The organism is Burkholderia sp. Bp8998, from assembly GCF_003854235.1.
Taxonomy (GTDB): domain Bacteria; phylum Pseudomonadota; class Gammaproteobacteria; order Burkholderiales; family Burkholderiaceae; genus Burkholderia.
Genome location: NZ_QTQF01000001.1, coordinates 113,071 through 129,810, shown reverse-complemented (window position 1 = coordinate 129,810; position 16,740 = coordinate 113,071). Strand labels below are relative to the sequence as shown.

Sequence of the window (16,740 nt, the reverse complement as noted above, 5' to 3'; positions counted from 1 at the left end):
CCGCGCGCGACGTTCAACGTTGCGTTGCCCGCACGACGATCTGCGCCTGCGTGTCGCGTTCGATGCGTTCGAGCGACGTGCGCAGCGCCGCGAATTCATCGGCAGTGCAGACTTGCCGGCCGAACGCCGCCGTCATCCTGCGCGTGACCTGCACGACGTGCGCGGCCGCATCGAAGACGTAATGCGACGTGAAATCGACGAAGCGGTCGTGCACGACCGTATCGGCCGGCAGGTCGGTCACCGCGACGTCGGCCGGCAGCGCGATCTGGCCGGTCTCGTCGAACGTGCCGCCGAGGCATACCCAGGGCTGGGTGCGCACCGGTTCGGCGAGCCAGCCCTCGACCTGTGTCGCGATGCCGCCCGTGACGCTCGACAGCGCGGGCACGGCGGTCGTGCCGTCCGGCCACACGAAGTGATCGAGCGTGCCGGCATACGTGACGTCGAACGGTCCGTCCGTCGCGCGGCGATCGCCGGTCGAGATCCGGGCGCGGCCGCGCAGCCCGCTTTGCCGCAGGCGTTCGTTCGCGAGCTGCCGGATGCGGTCGGGCGCCGCACGGCGAAACAGCGTGCGTTCGAGTTCCGCCGTCCAGCCGCCGTCCTCGACCAGCGCGTGAAACTGCGCGGCGCCCGGTTGCGCCGCGTCGATCTCCACGCGCGCGGTCCGGCGCTTCGGCTGCGTGGCCGGCGTGCGCGACAGCACGCCGGTGTCGACGAGCAGCGCCGGCCGGTCCATCACGATCGGCGGCAGGTAGCCGAATGCAATGCCGGTCGTCGTCGTGTCCGCGTAGAGGCCGAGATCGGGCAGCCACGTGATCGCGTGATTGATCGCGCCGCCGCCATAACCCGGCACCGACGGCAGCGTGTACACGGAGCCGAGATTGATCAGCACCGGCTCGCTGCGGATGCCGATCGCCGCGAGCAACGCGCCGAACAGCGCGACGTGGTCCTTGCAGTCGCCGTAGCGGTTGCGCAGGATGTCCGTCACGCGATGCGGCGCGGCGGCCGTCTCGCCGAGAAAAATCGCGACGTAACGCACGTTCGCCTGCACCCAGTCGTACAGGATGCGCGCCTTGTCGTGCGGATCGGCAGCATCGGCGGTCAGCGCGCGCGCCAGCCCCGCGATGACCGGATCGTTCACGCTCGGGTCGACGGCCGCGTTGCGGTAGCGCGCGGCGAACGCGGCGTAGTCAGGCAGCGTGGACACCACGAGCCGGTCCCCGTAGGTCGGATAACCGACCGAGCCGTTCTCGATCCGGTCGTACGGGCCGTGCCGGTAATCGAATGCGTAGCGCGTGCGGCCGTTCGCGGTCACCGGCGGCAGCGCGACGTAGCCGCGCGCGTCCGCATGCAGCGGCATGTCGGCCGGCACGTCGAAGATCAGCCGCTGGTTCTCCACCGGCTCGCGCGACGGTTCGACGGTGTAGCCGAAGTAACCGGCGTTGACCGGCCTCGTGCGCGACTTGCGGAACGCGATGCGCGTGCTCGACCCGGCCTCGACGCCGGGAAACACGACGGTGCGCAGCAACCCGTCCTGGAAGGTCGGCGCGCCGGCCGAGCGCGGCTCCTGGACGTCGCGGATGCCGTCGGGGCCGACCGGATGCGCGGCGCCGTCGCGATCGATCGTCTCGGCCGCGACCAGGTCGACCTTCTCCAGGTTCTTGTCGAACCACACGTAGCGCTGCGCGATCGCATCGATCCCGTTCGCATCGTTCGCGCGCAGTGTCGAATCGTCGTCCTCGTCGAGCGAGCCGTCGTGCTGGATCACGAATACATGGACATCGCTGACGAGCGTCACGGGCGCCTCGTCGCCCGTGTCGGCGAACGCGGGACGCACCAGCGCCAGCGCGACCGCGGCGACGGCAACCGCGAGCACGGCGGTGCAGCCCGGCAGCGTGCCGGTCGATCGGAACGAAAAACGCACCACGTCGAAGCTCTCCGCGCGTTCGTGTTCATGTCGGGACGCAACGGACACGCGTTCGCGCGCGCCGCGCGCCGTCGTCGAACCCAGTGTGGGTGACGTGCCCGCGAGCGTCAAGCCGCGGCGCGCCGCCACGCACCGGGCGGGCGAGGAAGCGCCGCACGCGTCGCACAGGCGGCCTGGCGCACTTTCACGATCTACTCCGCGCGCGATCGCCTTTTGTATCACGTCACGACATACAATCAAGACAAGCAAAGCGTGCGTGCGACGTCGCCGAAACGCATGACGATCCGGTGAATTCGACACGCCGACATGCGGAAGGATGCATCATGCTGATCAACAACGATTTCGAAATCGGCTATCTCGCGATCGCGTTCGCGCTGCTGGGCGTGATCCTGATCGGTGCGCTGCTGACCGCGCTGCATCTCGAGCGGTGGCATCCGAAGCTGGTCGGCGCCACGATCGGCGCGCTGCTCGGGATCGCGCTGATCGAAGCGATGCCGATGCTGACGTAAACGCGGCCCGGCCCTCGTTCGTGCGCCCCGCTCCTGCCGCAACGTGCGCGTTCGCGACGTGTGCGTTCGCGACGCGGGGTCGGAACCACCGGTACCGGCCGTAACCTGCCGGAGGCGACATGGAAAACACTATCGTCGCGACCGTCTTGCTGCTCGCGGTCCTCGTGTTCGCGGTGCTGTTCTTCGCGGAACGGCGCAGCCGCGACAGCACGCGCGACCGGCTGCTGCATCGCGCGTCGCGCCGCTCGGCACGCTCGCATACGCACCGCCATTCGTAGGCGGAAAGCGCGCACCGCACAAAAAAATCGGCCGACGGCACGGCGTCTTGCGACGCCAGGCCGTCGGCCTTGCAGCGGAGGTCCGGTTCCCGGGCAGCCGGCGCGCGTCGCGCGCCTATACGATCCACATCACGTGGCGGCCCTGCTCACGGGCCGCACGCATCATGTCCAGCAGCGGCCACGCGCGTTGCGCGAGGTCGCCCGCACGCGGCGACAGTTCGCTGCGCCGCGCCTGCGTCGACCGCTCGTGCGCGCTTTCCCGCTCCGCGTCATCCCTGATCGCCTGCTCGAGCCGCGCGATCGCGCCCGGCAATTCGTCGGTGGAAATCACGCCACGCACGTCGAACTCCTTGCCGACGAGCCCCAGCAGGTACTGCGCCAGATCGCGCAACATCACGATGTCCGGTGCGGCGGATGACCGAAACGTAACCATCATCGTCATGTCCCCCCTTGTCGTCGCCACGAGGCCGTGCGACGTTGTCCGCCAGTCGCGGCGAAACTCGCGGCCGTCCTGCCGCGCCCGGCCGCCGCCCCGCTACCCGACATTCATCGGCAACAACACCATCTGCCGCCCCTCGACATGCAGCCGCGCCTGCAGCTCGACCGGCGTCTGGTTGTGCAGCCACGCGGTCAGGAAATTCACGCGCCTGAAGATCAGCTTGCTCGCGAAGCACACGGCGTTCGGATAGACATCGAGCGTCGACGACGCGAGGTTCATGAATTCGACGACCGGGTTCGTGCCGAACGCGATCCGGTAGTCGGCCGCGATGCCGTTGCGGCGACAGTGCGCGACGTAGTAGTCGAGCGACTCGGTGATCGTGTGACGCAGCCGCTCCAGATGCTCGTGCCCGTCGTACGCCTTCGCGTCGACCTCGCCCACCGCGAGGAAGATCACGTTGCGGAAGTGTCCGGGAAACAACCGGTTGACCCACAGCAGCGCGTGCATGCTCGCACCGCGATGCTTGCCGACCAGCAGCACGGCCGTCGGCTGGGAGGGATCGGGCCGGCCCGGCGCGGCGGCCTCGTCGACTTCCGGCGGCGGCCCCGAGAACAGCGCGTCTTCCTTCGCGAGCTGCGCGCGCGTATACGCGTAGTGGCGGTTGATCATCACGCATAGCGCGATCACCGCGCTCGTCACGAGCACCGTGAGCCAGCCGCCTGCCGTGAACTTCTCGATCAGCGTGATGACGAGCACGGTCGCCGTCACGCTGAGCCCGAGCGCCGACAGGAAGAAGTGCTTGAACCAGCCGCGCTCGCTGCGATGGCGCCACCAGTACGTGCATAGCCCGAGCAGCGACATGCTGAACGTGAGGAACACGTTGATGCTGTACAGCACGACGAGCACGTCGACGTTCCCGTGGGTCCACAGCAGGATCAGCAGGCTCGACAGGCCGACGACGATAATGCCGTTCTGCCGCACGAGGCGTGTCGACAGGTCGCGGAAATGGCGCGGCACCCACGAGTCCGACGCCATGTTCGACAGCACGGCCGGCCCGTCGAGAAACCCCGTCTGCGCGCCGACCAGCAGCAGCCCCGCCTCGAACGCGAGCACGGCCGCAAGCAGCGCGTGGCGCGCGAACGCGGAGCCGAGCCCGAGATGGTCGATCACGCTGCCGAACACGACCGCGTTCAGCGTCTCGCCCTCGACGGGCCGCGCATGCCACAGCATGTACAGCAGGATGATGCCGCCAGCCGTGAACGCGAGCGACGTCGACATGTACCACATCGTTACCTTGCCGTTCGGCACGCGCGGATCGGCGAGCATGTTCACGTTGTTCGACACGGCCTCGAGGCCCGTATAGGTGCCGCCGCCGAGCGAGAACGCGCGCATCAGCAACGCGAGCATCACGAACACGCCGAGCGATTGCGACATCCCGTGCGCCTCGTGCACCGCGTCGGGCACGATCGCCGCCAGGTTGCTGCCGTGCACCGCGACGCCGTACACGATCAGCCCGAAGTGCAGCACGACGAAGCCGATGAAGATCGGCAGCAGCACCATGATCGATTCGCGCATCCCGCGGAAGTTGAGCCCCGTCATCAACAGGATCAGCACGATCTCGGTCGTGAGCTTGAACGCCTGCGCACTGACCGGCAGCAAGCTGAAGAACGCGTCGACCCCGCTCGCGAGCGACGTCGCGACGGTCAGCACGTAGTCGACCAGCAGCGCCGCGCCCGACACGAGGCCCGGCTTCGACCCGAGCAGCGACGTCGCGACGCGATAGCCGCCGCCGCCGGTCGGAAACAGCTCGATCACCTGGTTGTAGCCGAGCGCGATGATGAACACGGTCGCCGCGGTGGCACATGCGAGGAACAGCGCAAGCGGCGTGTGGTGCGCGAGCGCGAGGAACGCCTCCTCCGGGCCGTAGCACGACGACGACAGCCCGTCGGCACCGAGCCCGACCCAGGCCAGCAACGGCGTCACGGCGATCGCATGGCGCGTGCGCGGATCGAGCGGGTCCAGCGGCTTTCCGACGAGCAGCCGCCACATCTTCTGGACTGCGGTCATGGTCCCCTCCCGAAACGCCGGGCGCGGCGGCGTCATCCTCCAAAGCTAGCCGACGCCCGGCCGCTGCACCAGTCCGCACATTCCATGAGACGCGGCCGATGGCGCGGCGTCGCTTTCAACGCGTAAGCGACCGGCACGCCGCACGTCTGCCGAGGCGGCATGCCCGCACCGCCGAGCGATCGCATCGATCGCGTCATTCGCATGGCTCGCACGGTCCGCATCGGACGGGACGCCACCCGTGTCCCGATCGTGCGTTGTTCCACGCAATTCGACTTTTGTGTGCGCGCAACAATGGCGGTGCCTCGCGGTCGGCGCCATCCGGGGGCAGGTTTCCACGACGCCGGTCGCGACGGTTTCTGGAAAACCACATCTCACGAGGACATACCATGCAACTCCAATCCCATCCGGCGTGCCGCCCGTTTTACGAGGCAGGCGAACTCACGCAGCTGACCGCATTCTACGAAGAAGGCCGCAACATCATGTGGATGATGCTGCGATCGGAGCCGCGGCCGTGCTTCAACCAGCAACTCGTCACCGACATCATCCATCTCGCGCGCGTCGCACGCGACTCGGGCCTGCCGTTCGACTTCTGGGTGACGGGCTCGCTCGTCCCCGAGCTGTTCAACGTCGGCGGCGACCTGAGCTTCTTCGTCGACGCGATCCGCAGCGGCCGCCGCGACCAGCTGATGGCCTACGCGCGCTCGTGCATCGACGGCGTGTACGAGATCTACACGGGCTTCGGCACCGGGGCGATCTCGATCGCGATGGTCGAGGGCAGCGCGCTGGGCGGCGGCTTCGAGGCCGCCCTCGCGCACCACTACATGCTCGCTCAGAAGGGCGTGAAGCTCGGCTTTCCCGAGATCGCGTTCAACCTGTTCCCGGGCATGGGCGGCTATTCGCTGGTCGCGCGCAAGGCGGACCGCGGGCTCGCGGAATCGCTGATCTCGTCCGGCGAGCCGCATGCGGCGGAGTGGTACGAGGATCGCGGGCTGGTCGACCAGACGTTCGACGCGGGCGACGCGTACCTCGCGACGCGCACCTTCATCGACGTGATGAAGCCGAAGCTGAACGGCATCCGCGCGATGCTGCGCGCACGCGAACGCGTGTTCCACCTCACGCGTTCCGAACTGATGGACATCACCGAGGAATGGGTTCACGCGGCGTTCACGATCGAGCCGAAGGATCTCGCGTACATGGAACGTCTGGTGATGCTGCAGAACCGGCGCGTGTCGAAGCTGCGCACGGTGTGATGTGAGCGAAGCGCCGCCGTGCAACCGGCGGCGCCCGTCATGCGGCGAAGCTCAGGCGATCAGCCTGAGCTTCCTCGTCTCCGCGAGCCAGGACTCGAAGGCCTGGGCCGGCATCGGCCGCGCGAAGTAGAAACCCTGCGCGTGGTCGACATTGATCTGCTTCAGGAATTCGGCTTCCGCATGCGTCTCGACGCCTTCGGCGACCACCGAGAAACTCAGCGCCCTCGCGAGCGACACGACCGATCGCACCAGCGCCTGCGAGCGCGGGTTGCGGTCGATGCCCGTGATGAAGCTGCGATCGAGCTTGATCGAATCGAGCGGCAGCCGCGACAGCTGCGACAGCGACGAATAGCCGGTGCCGAAATCGTCGAGATGAATCTCCGCGCCGAGCTGGCGGAACTGCTTCATCAGTTCGTGCGCCGATTCCTCGTCCTCGATGAAGCTGCTTTCGGTGAGTTCGATGTCGACGAGGCTCGGCTTCAGGCCCGCGGCGTCGAGAATCGACGCGAACTGATCGACGATGTTCATGTCCTGCAACTGCCGCGCGGACACGTTCACCGCGATCCGCACGCCGAGCCCCATCGCCTTCCACGCGGCGGCCTGCGCGGCAGCGGTGCGCATCACCCAGCGGCCGAGCGGCGCGATCAGCCCCGACTCTTCCGCGAAACGGATGAATTCGATCGGCGCGACGAGCCCGCGATCGGGCGATTGCCAGCGGATCAGCGCCTCGACGGCGCGCACGTCGCCGGTCGCGATGTCGACGACGGGCTGGTAATGCAGCACGAACTGCTCTTCCTCGAGCGCCTTGCGCAGGTTCGTGTCGAGCCACATGTACTTCGCGACCTTCTGGTTCATCTCGAGCGAGAACACGCGGTAGGTATGCTTGCCTTCTTCCTTCGCGACGTACATCGCGGTGTCGGCGCTGCGGATCAGCGTTTCGAGCGAATCGCCGTGCTGCGGATACATCGCGATGCCGATCGAGCAGCTCGTGTAGACCTCCACCAGCCCGAGGTGGATCGGCGTGCGCAGCCGCTCGAGGATGATCTGTGCGGTCGCCTCGAGCAGCGGCCGCGTGCCGTGCTCGAACAGCACGAGGAATTCGTCGCCGCCGAGCCGCGCGAGCGTCGCGCCGGACGGCAGGCAGTCGCCGATGACCGCGGATACGTCCTGCAGCAGGCGGTCGCCGGTGATGTGCCCGTAGTGATCGTTGACGCGCTTGAAGTTGTCGAGATCGAGGAACAGGATGCCGACCTGGCCGCGCACGTCGGTGCGGTCAGCGGCCAGCGCGACGCGGATGCGCTCGCTGATCGCATGACGGTTCGGCAAGCCGGTCAGCACGTCGGTATTCGCGAGTTCGCTGAGCCGCTGCTGCGCGTTGCGCTCCTCGGTGACGTCGACGCCCGAGCAGATCAGGAACTGCTCGTCGGCGCCGCTGCCGCTCTGCACGAACTTGTTGCGGAACTCGAACAGGCGCGGGCCGTTGACCGTGTTGATGTAGCGCTCGACCGCGAACGACCGGTTGCTCGCGAAAAAGCCGGTGATGTTGCTGCGCGACTGCGCACCCTGCTCGGGGCTCATGAACAGCTCGAACGCGCTGCGGCCGATCACGTCGACCTCGCGCTTGCCCGTCACTTCCTCGCACAGGCGGTTGAAGCGCTGCACCTTGCCGTTGCGGTCGAGGATCACGACGAGCGAATTCACTTCGGATACGACCTGCTCGGCGAACGCGAGCCCGTGCGCGAGATCGCCGGCGACGGACGCGGTATCGGAATAGGCGGAGGCCGTGCCGGCCCAGTTGGCGGTGTCGACCTTCCTGCCGACCAGATGGAGGCTGACCGGATCGCCGAACAGTGCGAGTTCGAGCACGAGGTGCGACGTGACGCCGGTGAGCGCGCGAATCCGCGTGGCCTGCTCGCCGCTCAGCGCAATCGCGACATTGGTCAGGCCGCGAACGGCGGCCAGTTCGAGTGCATTGCTGTCGCTGCCGAGGCGCCAGCATGGGCTGCGCGTACCGAGATGCGCTTCGAGCACGGCGCTTTCGCTTTCGTCATCCATGGACACGCCCCGATCCAGAAAAAACGCACAGTGTAGACGGAGGTGAGCTGGCCGCGCCCGTCCCCAGGGTGCGCAGCGCACACACCCGGCGAGGTAGTCGTGACGCCTGTGACAGCGGCCCTCGTTCCGTACTTGTTTCCAACCAATGCGACCCGGCGTTCGCGCATGTCGCGCGCAGGTTTTCCAAACCAATGATGAAACCCATCTTATCAAATGACGATGAAGATTGGCACTCACATTTGGAACGGGGTGTCAAGGAATCGGAACTCGATTGGCACCGGGGCCTTTTCGTGGTTCGCGGGATGCGCGCAGGCAGTCGCAAGCGCGTCGAACCAGGCCGGCGGAATCGCCGGAGCGCCCCGTCGGACAGGGGTTTGCGGGAAATCACGGCGTCCCGGCAGCGGTCCGCCGGCACGGTACCGTCGCGGGGTCGGATCGTATTGCGCCGCCCGCGGAATCGGGGATTTTCGGTGCCGTTCGGTGCGTGAATGCGCGTCTTTATTCCCGCATCGGTTGCAATATCGGGCCAATCGGTGCGGGCGAATATAACGCCACCCCGCGCGCACAATGCGGCGGCATGAATGGAACCGGTACGATTGCCCGGCCGGAGCACGCGGAAGCCGGCCGGCGGGCCGCGCCGCCGCACGGCTTTCCGCGTGCGTCATGCCGTATCGCTCAGCCCGCCGCGCCGTAACCGCCGCCGCCCGGCGTTTCGACGACGAACACGTCGCCCGGCGCCATCTGCGCGCGGCCGATATGCTCGAGCGTCTCGACCGTGCCGTCCGCCCGCTCGATCGTGTTGCGGCCGAGCGCGCCGGCCTCGCCGCCCGCCGCGCCGAACGGTGCGTGGATCCGGTTGTTCGACAGGATCGACGCGGTCATCGGCTCGAGGAAGCGGATCCGCCGAACCGCGCCGTCGCCGCCGCGCCAGCGCCCGCCGCCGCCGGAACCCGCGCGCAGCCGGTGCGAATCGAGCCGCACCGGGTAGCGCCATTCGAGCACCTCCGGATCGGTGAGCCGCGAATTCGTCATGTGCGTCTGCACCGCGCCGACACCCGCGAAGCCGTCGCCCGCGCCGCTGCCGCCGGCGATGGTCTCGTAGTACTGGTATCGATCGTTGCCGAATGTGAAGTTATTCATTGTTCCCTGGCTCGATGCGACGCAGCCGAGCGCGCCGTACAGCGCGTTGGTGATCGCCGACGACGTCTCGACGTTGCCCGACACGACCGCCGCCGGATACTCGGGGTTCAGCATCGACCGGGCGGGGACGATCACCGTCAGCGGCTTCAGGCAGCCGGCGTTCAGCGGAATGTCGTCGCCGACCAGCGTACGGAACACGTACAGCACCGCGGCCATGCAGACGGCCTTCGGCGCGTTGAAGTTGTTGTCGAGCTGCGCGGACGTGCCGGTGAAATCGATCTCCGCACGGCGTGCCGCGCGGTCCACGCGGATCGCGACGCGAATCTCGGCACCGTTGTCGAGCGGATAGCGGTATGCGCCATCCTGCAGCGCGCCGATCACGCGCCGCACCGCCTCTTCCGCGTTGTCCTGCACGTGCCCCATGAACGCGAGCACGACGTCGCGGCCGAACTGCCCGACCATCCGCCGCAGCTCGTCGACGCCCTTCTGGTTCGCCGCGATCTGCGCGCGCAGGTCGGCCATGTTCTGCTCGACGTTGCGCGCCGGATAGCGGCCCGACGCGAGCAGCGCGCGCGTGTCGGCGTCGCGCAGTTCGCCCGCCGACACGAGCTGCCAGTTGTCGATCAGCACGCCCTCTTCTTCGATGTGCGTCGAATCGGGCGGCATCGAGCCCGGCGTCGTGCCGCCGATGTCCGCATGGTGGCCGCGCGAGCCGACGTAGAACAGCGGCGTGTCCGAGCCGTCCGCGAACACCGGGGTAATGACGGTGACATCCGGCAGGTGCGTGCCGCCGTGGTACGGGTCGTTCAGCATGAACACGTCGCCGTCGCGCATGCGGCCGCGATTGCGCTCGATCACCGTGCGGATGCTCTCGCCCATCGAGCCCAGGTGCACGGGCATGTGCGGCGCGTTCGCAATCAGGTTGCCGTCGCCGTCGAAGATCGCGCACGAGAAGTCGAGCCGCTCCTTGATGTTCACCGAGTACGCGGTGTTCTGCAGCCGCAGCCCCATCTGCTCGGCGATCGACATGAACAGGTTGTTGAAGATCTCGAGCCGCACCGGGTCGGCATCGGTGCCGAGCGAGCGGCGCGTCGGCAGCGGCGTCGTGCGCGTCAGCACGAGGTTGCCCTGCGCGGTCATCCGCGCGCGCCAGCCGGGTTCGACGACGGTCGTGCCGTTCTTCTCCGCGACGATCGCCGGGCCGTCGATCGTGTCGCCGGCCAGCAGCGTGTCGCGCACGTACAGCGCCGCGTCATGCCATTGACCGCCGGAATGGAAGCGCACGGCGCTGTGCGCGTGCGGCGCCGCGCCCTCGTCGCGCGGCGCGAGCGGCGCGATCTCGACCGGCGCGTCGGAGCGGCCGATCGCCTCGACCGAGGCCAGTTCGGCGACCAGCGGCGTGCCGGGCATCAAAAATGCGTAGCGCTGCCGGTACGCGGCTTCGAACGCCTGCTGCATCGCGGCGACGCTGCCGGCCGGCACGTCGAGCGCGGAATCGGTGCCCTGGTAGCGCAGGTGCACGCGCCGCTCGGTCGCGATGCGTTCCGGCGGCACGCCCTGTTCGAGCAGCGCGCCGACCGCATCGTCGGTCAGCCGGTCGAGCGCCGCGTTCAGCGCCGGCAGCGACGCGTCGGACAGCACGGCCTCCACCGCACGCTCGCGCATCACGGTCTGGTCGGCGAGGCCCATTCCGTAAGCAGACAGCACGCCCGCGAGCGGATGCGCGAACACCTGCGTCATCCCGAGCGCGTCGGCCACGCCGCACGCGTGCTGGCCGCCCGCTCCGCCGAACGTCGTCAGCACGTAGCGCGACACGTCGTGGCCGCGCTGCACCGAGATCTTCTTGATCGCGTTCGCCATGCTGCCGATCGCGATTTCCAGGAACCCTTCGGCGAGCGCCTCGGGCGTCTCGCGCCGCCCGGTCGCCGCGTGGATCTCGTCGGCGAGCGCCGCGAACTTCGCGGCCACGCCGTCGCGGTCGAGCGGTTCGTCCGCGTGCGGGCCGAACACGCGCGGAAAGTGATCGGGCTGGATCTTGCCGAGCATCACGTTGCAGTCGGTCACCGTCAGCGGGCCGCCGCGCCGGTAGGCGGCCGGCCCCGGGTTCGCGCCGGCCGATTCGGGCCCGACGCGCAGCCGCGCGCCGTCGAAGCCGAGCACCGAGCCGCCGCCGGCCGCGACCGTATGGATGCTCATCATCGGCGCGCGCATCCGCACGCCGGCCACCTGCGTCTCGAACACGCGCTCGAACTCGCCGTTGTAGTGCGACACGTCGGTCGACGTGCCGCCCATGTCGAAGCCGATCACGCGCTCGAAGCCGGCCGCGCGCGCGGCGCGCACCATCCCGACGATGCCGCCGGCCGGCCCGGACAGGATCGCGTCCTTGCCCTGGAACGCGTCGGCGCGCGTCAGGCCGCCGCTGCTCTGCATGAACTGCAGGTTCACGCCGGGCATCTCGTGCGCGACCTGCTCGACGTAGCGGCGCAGGATCGGCGACAGATACGCGTCGACCACGGTCGTGTCTCCGCGCGACACCATCTTCATCAGCGGCGACACCTCGTGCGACACCGACACCTGCGTGAAGCCGATCCAGCGCGCGAGGTCGGCCAGCGCGCGTTCGTGCGCGGTGTAGCGATAGCCGTGGATCAGCACGATGGCCAATGCCCGCACGCCCGAGTCGAACACGCGGCGCAACGCCGCTTCCGCGCCGTGCAGGTCGAGCGGCGCGACGACGTCGCCGTGCGCGCCGATCCGCTCGTCGACCTCGACGACGGTCTCGTACAGCGCATCGGGCAGCACGATGTCGAGATCGAACAGGCGCGGGCGGTTCTGGTACGCGATGCGCAGCACGTCGCGAAAGCCGCGCGTCGTCGCGAGCGCGGTGCGTTCGCCCTTGCGTTCGAGCAGCGCGTTGGTCGCGACCGTCGTGCCCATCTTCACCATGTCGACGCGCTCGGGCGTGATCGGCTCGCCGGCCGCGAGGCCGAGCAGGTGGCGGATGCCGGCCACGGCCGCGTCGCGGTATTGCTCCGGGTTCTCCGACAGCAGCTTGTGCGTGACGAGCGTGCCGTCGGGCCGGCGCGCGACGATGTCGGTGAACGTGCCGCCGCGGTCGATCCAGAATTGCCAGCGCGCGGCGTCGGAGGGAACGGGGGAAAGGTGTCGGTCAGTCATGGTGTCGGGTCGATGCGTCGTGGAATCGAGGGACGAGCGCCGCCGCACGGCGCGCGGCGCGCGCCGTGTCACGGGGTCGATAAAGGGGAATGAAAACGAAGGGCCGGCCGCCCTTGCGGCTTACGCGGCGTCGAGTTCGCGGCCGCGCGTCTCGGGCAGTGTCAGCGCGGCGACGATCACCACGCCGTACGCGGCGACCGCGAAGATGCCGATGCTCGTGCCGAGCCCGTATTGCTTGGACAGCGCGCCGATCAGGAACGGGAACAGCGCACCGATCGCGCGGCCCACGTTGTAGCAGAAGCCCTGGCCGGAACCGCGCACGCGGGTCGGGAACAGCTCGGTGAGGAACGCGCCCATCCCCGAGAAGATGCCCGACGCGAAGAAGCCGAGCGGGAAGCCGAGCCACAGCATCGACGCGTTGGTCAGGTTCAGCGACGTGTACGCGAACGCGATCACCATCGAGCCGACCGCGAACAGGATGAAGTTCGGCTTGCGGCCCAGGCGGTCGGTCAGGTACGCGCTCGTCAGGTAACCGACCCACGAGCCGAAGATGATCATCGCGAGATAGCCGCCGGTGCCCATCACCGTGAGGTGCCGCTCGGTCTTCAGGAAGGTCGGCAGCCACGTCGTGATCGCGTAGTAGCCGCCCTGCGCGCCCGTCGTCAGCAGCGCCGCGCGCAGCGTCGTCGTGATCAGCTTCGGCGCGAAGATCTCGGTGAGGCGCGGCGCATCGGCCACTTTCGCCTGCGCGGCCTTCTCCTTCTCGTAGACGTCCGGCTCCTTCACGTAGCGGCGGATCGCGACGACCAGCAGCGCGGGCGCGAGGCCGACGAGGAACAGCGCGCGCCACGCCTGCTCGGCCGGCAGCACCGAAAACAGCAGCGCGTACAGCAGCGCGCAGAGCCCCCAGCCGATCGCCCAGCCCGACTGCACGAGGCCGACCGCCTTGCCGCGGTCGCGCGCACGGATCACTTCGCCGATCAGCACCGCGCCGGCCGTCCATTCGCCGCCGAAGCCGAAGCCCATCAGCGCGCGCGCCGCGAGCAGCTGGTGGTAGTTCTGCGCGAGCCCGCACAGCGCGGTGAACACGGCGAACCACAGCACGGTGAGCTGCAGCGTGCGCACGCGGCCGATCCGGTCGGACAGGATGCCGGCGATCCAGCCGCCGGCTGCCGACGCGAGCAGCGTGATCGTGCCGATGAAGCCCGCATCCGCGAGCGAAATGCCCCAGGTCGCGACGAGCGTCGGGATCACGAACGACAGCATTTGCGTGTCCATCCCGTCGAGCATGTAGCCGACCTTGCAGCTCCAGAACGCGCGGCGCTCGCGCGGCTGCGCGTCCCCGTACCACGAGAACAGGCCGTTGCGCTCGGCGCTCGCGGGCTCGGCGGCGTTCGCCGCGAGGGTCTTGCTTTCCATGGTGGTGCTCCTGTCGTTGTGCGCCGTCAAATGGCGATCGTGCGTGCGGGGGTGTGTCGTGCGTATGTGTGTCGTGCGGTTCGTCGCCGCGCGTCAGAAAACGGCCAGCGACGCGTTCGTGATGTCGGTCATCAGCATGTGGCCGGGGGTGTGCGCGATCGCGATCGGCAGCTTCGCGTCCATCAGCGCGGTTTGCGGCGTCACGCCGCACGCCCAGAACACCGGCAGTTCGCCGTCGCGGATCGTCACCGCGTCGCCGAATTCGGGGGCGTTCAGATCGGCGATGCCCAGCTCGCGCGGATCGCCGAGATGGATCGGCGCGCCGTGCACGCCCGGAAACCGGCTCGTGATCTGCACCGCGCGGATCGCGTCGGCGCCACGCAGCGGCCGCATCGACACGACGAGCTGGCCGCCGAAAATGCCCGCGCGGCGATTCGGAATCGACGTGCGGTACATCGGCACGTTGCGCCCCTCCTCGACGTGGCGCAGGCCGATTCCTTCACGGGCCAGCATGTCCTCGAACGAGAACGAGCAGCCGATCGCGAATACGACGAAATCGTCGCGCCACAGCGCTTCGAGCGACTCGACGCGCTCGGTCAGGCGGCCGTCCCGGTAGACGTTGTAGCTCGGCACGTCGGTGCGGATATCGAGATCCTCGCCGAGCGCGTCGATCCGGAACGCACCCGGTTCGCCGACGCCGAGCAGCGGGCACGCCTTCGGATTCGCCTGACAAAAACGCAGGAAATCGTGCGCGTACGCGTTCGGCAGGATCGCGAGGTTCGCTTGCGCGAACGGGCCGCACTGGCCGGCGGTCGGCTTGCGGAAGGCGCCGCTGCGTACGGACTGGCGGAATTCGGAAGGCGTCATGGTGGTCGTCGGCGGTTCGGGTGTCGTTCGGATGACGCGGTTGCGTCAGCGGATACGGCGAAGAATAGAAAAGAAAAAATTTTGTCGCCAACGAGTTTTTCTGCGTCGGGTGTATAGAATTCCTTAACGGCTTTCAGGGTTTTCCCAGGTCCCGTTCATTTTTCTGCACCGGCAAGCTGCGCGTCCATCGCTCGTCGGATCGCCCATGAACACGCGTTTTCTCGAAACCTTCGTCACGCTCGCGAAGCTGCGCAATTTCCGCACGACGGCCGCCGCACTGCACGCGACGCCGGCCGCGATCTCCCAGCGCCTGAAGGCGCTCGAGGACGAACTGCAGACGGTACTCGTCGATCGCGACAGCCGCGAATTCCGGCTCACGCCGAACGGCGAATACCTGCTCGGCTATGCGAAGGCCGTGGTCGAGGCAACCCAGGAGCTGCAAGCCGCGGCAGCCGGCGAGAGCGCGCTGCGCGGCAAGCTGCGGCTCGGCGTGATCGAAACCGTCGTGCACAGCTGGCTGCCGCACTACATGCGGCGGCTGGCGGCCGACTATCCGCAGCTCGAGATCGACCTGACCGTCGACGTCAGCGTCGTGCTGCAGCGCCGGCTGATGGCCGGCGAACTCGACCTGATCATCCGCGTGGAAGGCAGCGACGAGGCGTCGGTCGTGTGCGATGCGCTCGCGAACTACCCGGTGCGCTGGATCGCGCGCGCGGGGCTGTTGCCGAACACGCGCGCGGGGCTCGCCAGGCAGGTGCTGCGGCAGCCGATTCTCACCTACGGGCGCGGTACGGCGCCGCATCGTGCGCTGGAGGATATCGTCCGCACGCTCGCGCACGCGCACGGCGTGCCGCTGTCGGACACGCGCATCACCGGGTCGCCGTCGATCTCGGTGATCGTGCAGCTCGTGCGCGACGGGTTTGGCGTGGCGGCGATTCCGGTGCTGTTCGTCGATGCGTTGATCGAAAGCGGTGAAGTCGTGGAGTTGCCGCTGCAGCCTTCGCCGCCGTCGATCGTCGTGTCGATGTCGCGGCGGGCCGATGCGCCGCGGTTCGTGCACGGCGCATCGATTGCGGCGCGGGCGGCTTGTCACGAGTATTGCGAGAAGAGCAAGCGGTTGCTGGTTGAGGCGCTGTGATGCGGTGCGCGTACCTCCATTCAACGATAGCGCGCAAAAAGAAAACTCATTTTCTTTAACGAAAGTCAAAGTCCGAAAAATCGTATTCATCCCATAGTCGGCGCCGAATTTCCGCGTTATCAATCTCGATCCACGTGACTTGCGAGATCGTTGATGAAAAATGAACAAGGCCGCGACATGATCCACCTGGGCGATACAACCGACCACGGCGGCGAAGTCATCGAATGCGCGGATGACCTGAAACATCTCGGAATCGGCGTAGCGCTTGACGGCCATGGCGTTCGTTGTCCGAAATGCGGTGGCACTTTCCCATTGCTGGCGAGTGGCCCGCGTACCCATCACGGTCGGCGCGTGGGTTATCACGGCGACAAGACCGGGTGCGGTGCGACTGTCGTCGGTCAGCGAACGGCGGGGGCGGCGTAAATGGCGCTTTTTGCTCAGGCTCGCACGCTGTCCATTGTCCGCAAGCTCACCCCTCGG

Annotated in this window: 12 protein-coding genes; 5 read left to right on the top strand and 7 right to left on the bottom strand. The window is 68.0% G+C overall.

Features of this window, described 5'->3' with window-relative positions; genetic code table 11:
- Positions 1-13 precede the first annotated feature (13 nt).
- Positions 14-1,924 carry a DUF3857 and transglutaminase domain-containing protein gene (locus DIE06_RS00570; protein ID WP_124659680.1) on the bottom strand — a complete coding sequence of 637 codons (1,911 nt, stop codon included), beginning with the start codon at positions 1,922-1,924 and terminating at the stop codon, positions 14-16.
- Between the two features lie 323 nt (positions 1,925-2,247).
- On the opposite strand from DIE06_RS00570, the gene DIE06_RS00565 reads away from it, so the two are divergent.
- Both DIE06_RS00565 and DIE06_RS38110 read left to right on the top strand, forming a co-directional pair.
- On the top strand, positions 2,248-2,433 hold the full coding sequence (locus DIE06_RS00565) for a hypothetical protein (protein WP_124659679.1): 186 nt from the start codon (positions 2,248-2,250) through the stop codon (positions 2,431-2,433).
- A gap of 119 nt (positions 2,434-2,552) precedes the next feature.
- Positions 2,553-2,711, top strand: coding sequence for a hypothetical protein (locus DIE06_RS38110; protein WP_185733320.1), 159 nt, complete (start codon positions 2,553-2,555; stop codon positions 2,709-2,711).
- Positions 2,712-2,826: 115 nt separating this feature from the next.
- On the opposite strand, the gene DIE06_RS00560 is transcribed toward DIE06_RS38110, so the two are convergent.
- Positions 2,827-3,147, bottom strand: a complete 321-nt coding sequence (locus tag DIE06_RS00560; RefSeq protein ID WP_124660037.1) for a DUF1840 domain-containing protein — start codon at positions 3,145-3,147, stop codon at positions 2,827-2,829.
- A 99-nt stretch (positions 3,148-3,246) separates the two neighbouring features.
- Positions 3,247-5,217: an APC family permease gene (locus DIE06_RS00555; RefSeq protein WP_124659678.1), complete on the bottom strand. Its 1,971-nt coding sequence runs from the start codon at positions 5,215-5,217 to the stop codon at positions 3,247-3,249.
- Positions 5,218-5,603: 386 nt separating this feature from the next.
- On the opposite strand from DIE06_RS00555, the gene DIE06_RS00550 reads away from it, so the two are divergent.
- Positions 5,604-6,467 carry a crotonase/enoyl-CoA hydratase family protein gene (locus DIE06_RS00550; RefSeq protein WP_124659677.1) on the top strand — a complete coding sequence of 288 codons (864 nt, stop codon included), beginning with the start codon at positions 5,604-5,606 and terminating at the stop codon, positions 6,465-6,467.
- A 51-nt stretch (positions 6,468-6,518) separates the two neighbouring features.
- Here the strand turns inward: DIE06_RS00550 and pdeR are convergent, their stop codons facing one another.
- The 4 genes from pdeR to DIE06_RS00525 all read right to left on the bottom strand — a co-directional run bounded on the left by pdeR (position 6,519) and on the right by DIE06_RS00525 (position 15,122).
- Positions 6,519-8,522, bottom strand: coding sequence for a cyclic di-GMP phosphodiesterase (gene pdeR / locus DIE06_RS00545; protein ID WP_124659676.1), 2,004 nt, complete (start codon positions 8,520-8,522; stop codon positions 6,519-6,521).
- Between the two features lie 675 nt (positions 8,523-9,197).
- Complete coding sequence (locus DIE06_RS00535) at positions 9,198-12,836, bottom strand: hydantoinase B/oxoprolinase family protein (protein WP_124659675.1); 3,639 nt, start codon at positions 12,834-12,836, stop codon at positions 9,198-9,200.
- 120 nt (positions 12,837-12,956) lie between these two features.
- Entirely contained in the window at positions 12,957-14,255 is a 1,299-nt protein-coding gene (locus DIE06_RS00530) for an MFS transporter (RefSeq protein ID WP_124659674.1), read from the bottom strand.
- 93 nt (positions 14,256-14,348) lie between these two features.
- The gene (locus DIE06_RS00525) at positions 14,349-15,122 is read right to left on the bottom strand and encodes a putative hydro-lyase (RefSeq protein WP_124659673.1); all 774 of its coding nucleotides are present in this window, start codon (positions 15,120-15,122) and stop codon (positions 14,349-14,351) included.
- 205 nt (positions 15,123-15,327) lie between these two features.
- On the opposite strand from DIE06_RS00525, the gene DIE06_RS00520 reads away from it, so the two are divergent.
- Entirely contained in the window at positions 15,328-16,260 is a 933-nt protein-coding gene (locus DIE06_RS00520; RefSeq protein WP_124659672.1) for a LysR family transcriptional regulator, read from the top strand.
- A gap of 153 nt (positions 16,261-16,413) precedes the next feature.
- Positions 16,414-16,683, top strand: coding sequence for a PAAR domain-containing protein (locus DIE06_RS00515; protein ID WP_124659671.1), 270 nt, complete (start codon positions 16,414-16,416; stop codon positions 16,681-16,683).
- The last annotated feature ends 57 nt before the right edge of the window (positions 16,684-16,740 follow it).

What these genes read in the sequence shown, in the direction of transcription:
- DIE06_RS00565 (WP_124659679.1), top strand. Translation starts at nt 2,248, where the DNA reads ATGCTGATCAACAACGATTTCGAAATCGGCTATCTCGCGATCGCGTTC.
- DIE06_RS38110 (WP_185733320.1), top strand. Translation starts at nt 2,553, where the DNA reads ATGGAAAACACTATCGTCGCGACCGTCTTGCTGCTCGCGGTCCTCGTG.
- DIE06_RS00560 (WP_124660037.1), bottom strand. Translation starts at nt 3,147, where the DNA reads ATGATGGTTACGTTTCGGTCATCCGCCGCACCGGACATCGTGATGTTG.
- DIE06_RS00555 (WP_124659678.1), bottom strand. Translation starts at nt 5,217, where the DNA reads ATGACCGCAGTCCAGAAGATGTGGCGGCTGCTCGTCGGAAAGCCGCTG.
- DIE06_RS00550 (WP_124659677.1), top strand. Translation starts at nt 5,604, where the DNA reads ATGCAACTCCAATCCCATCCGGCGTGCCGCCCGTTTTACGAGGCAGGC.
- pdeR (WP_124659676.1), bottom strand. Translation starts at nt 8,522, where the DNA reads ATGGATGACGAAAGCGAAAGCGCCGTGCTCGAAGCGCATCTCGGTACG.
- DIE06_RS00535 (WP_124659675.1), bottom strand. Translation starts at nt 12,836, where the DNA reads ATGACTGACCGACACCTTTCCCCCGTTCCCTCCGACGCCGCGCGCTGG.
- DIE06_RS00530 (WP_124659674.1), bottom strand. Translation starts at nt 14,255, where the DNA reads ATGGAAAGCAAGACCCTCGCGGCGAACGCCGCCGAGCCCGCGAGCGCC.
- DIE06_RS00525 (WP_124659673.1), bottom strand. Translation starts at nt 15,122, where the DNA reads ATGACGCCTTCCGAATTCCGCCAGTCCGTACGCAGCGGCGCCTTCCGC.
- DIE06_RS00520 (WP_124659672.1), top strand. Translation starts at nt 15,328, where the DNA reads ATGAACACGCGTTTTCTCGAAACCTTCGTCACGCTCGCGAAGCTGCGC.
- DIE06_RS00515 (WP_124659671.1), top strand. Translation starts at nt 16,414, where the DNA reads ATGAAAAATGAACAAGGCCGCGACATGATCCACCTGGGCGATACAACC.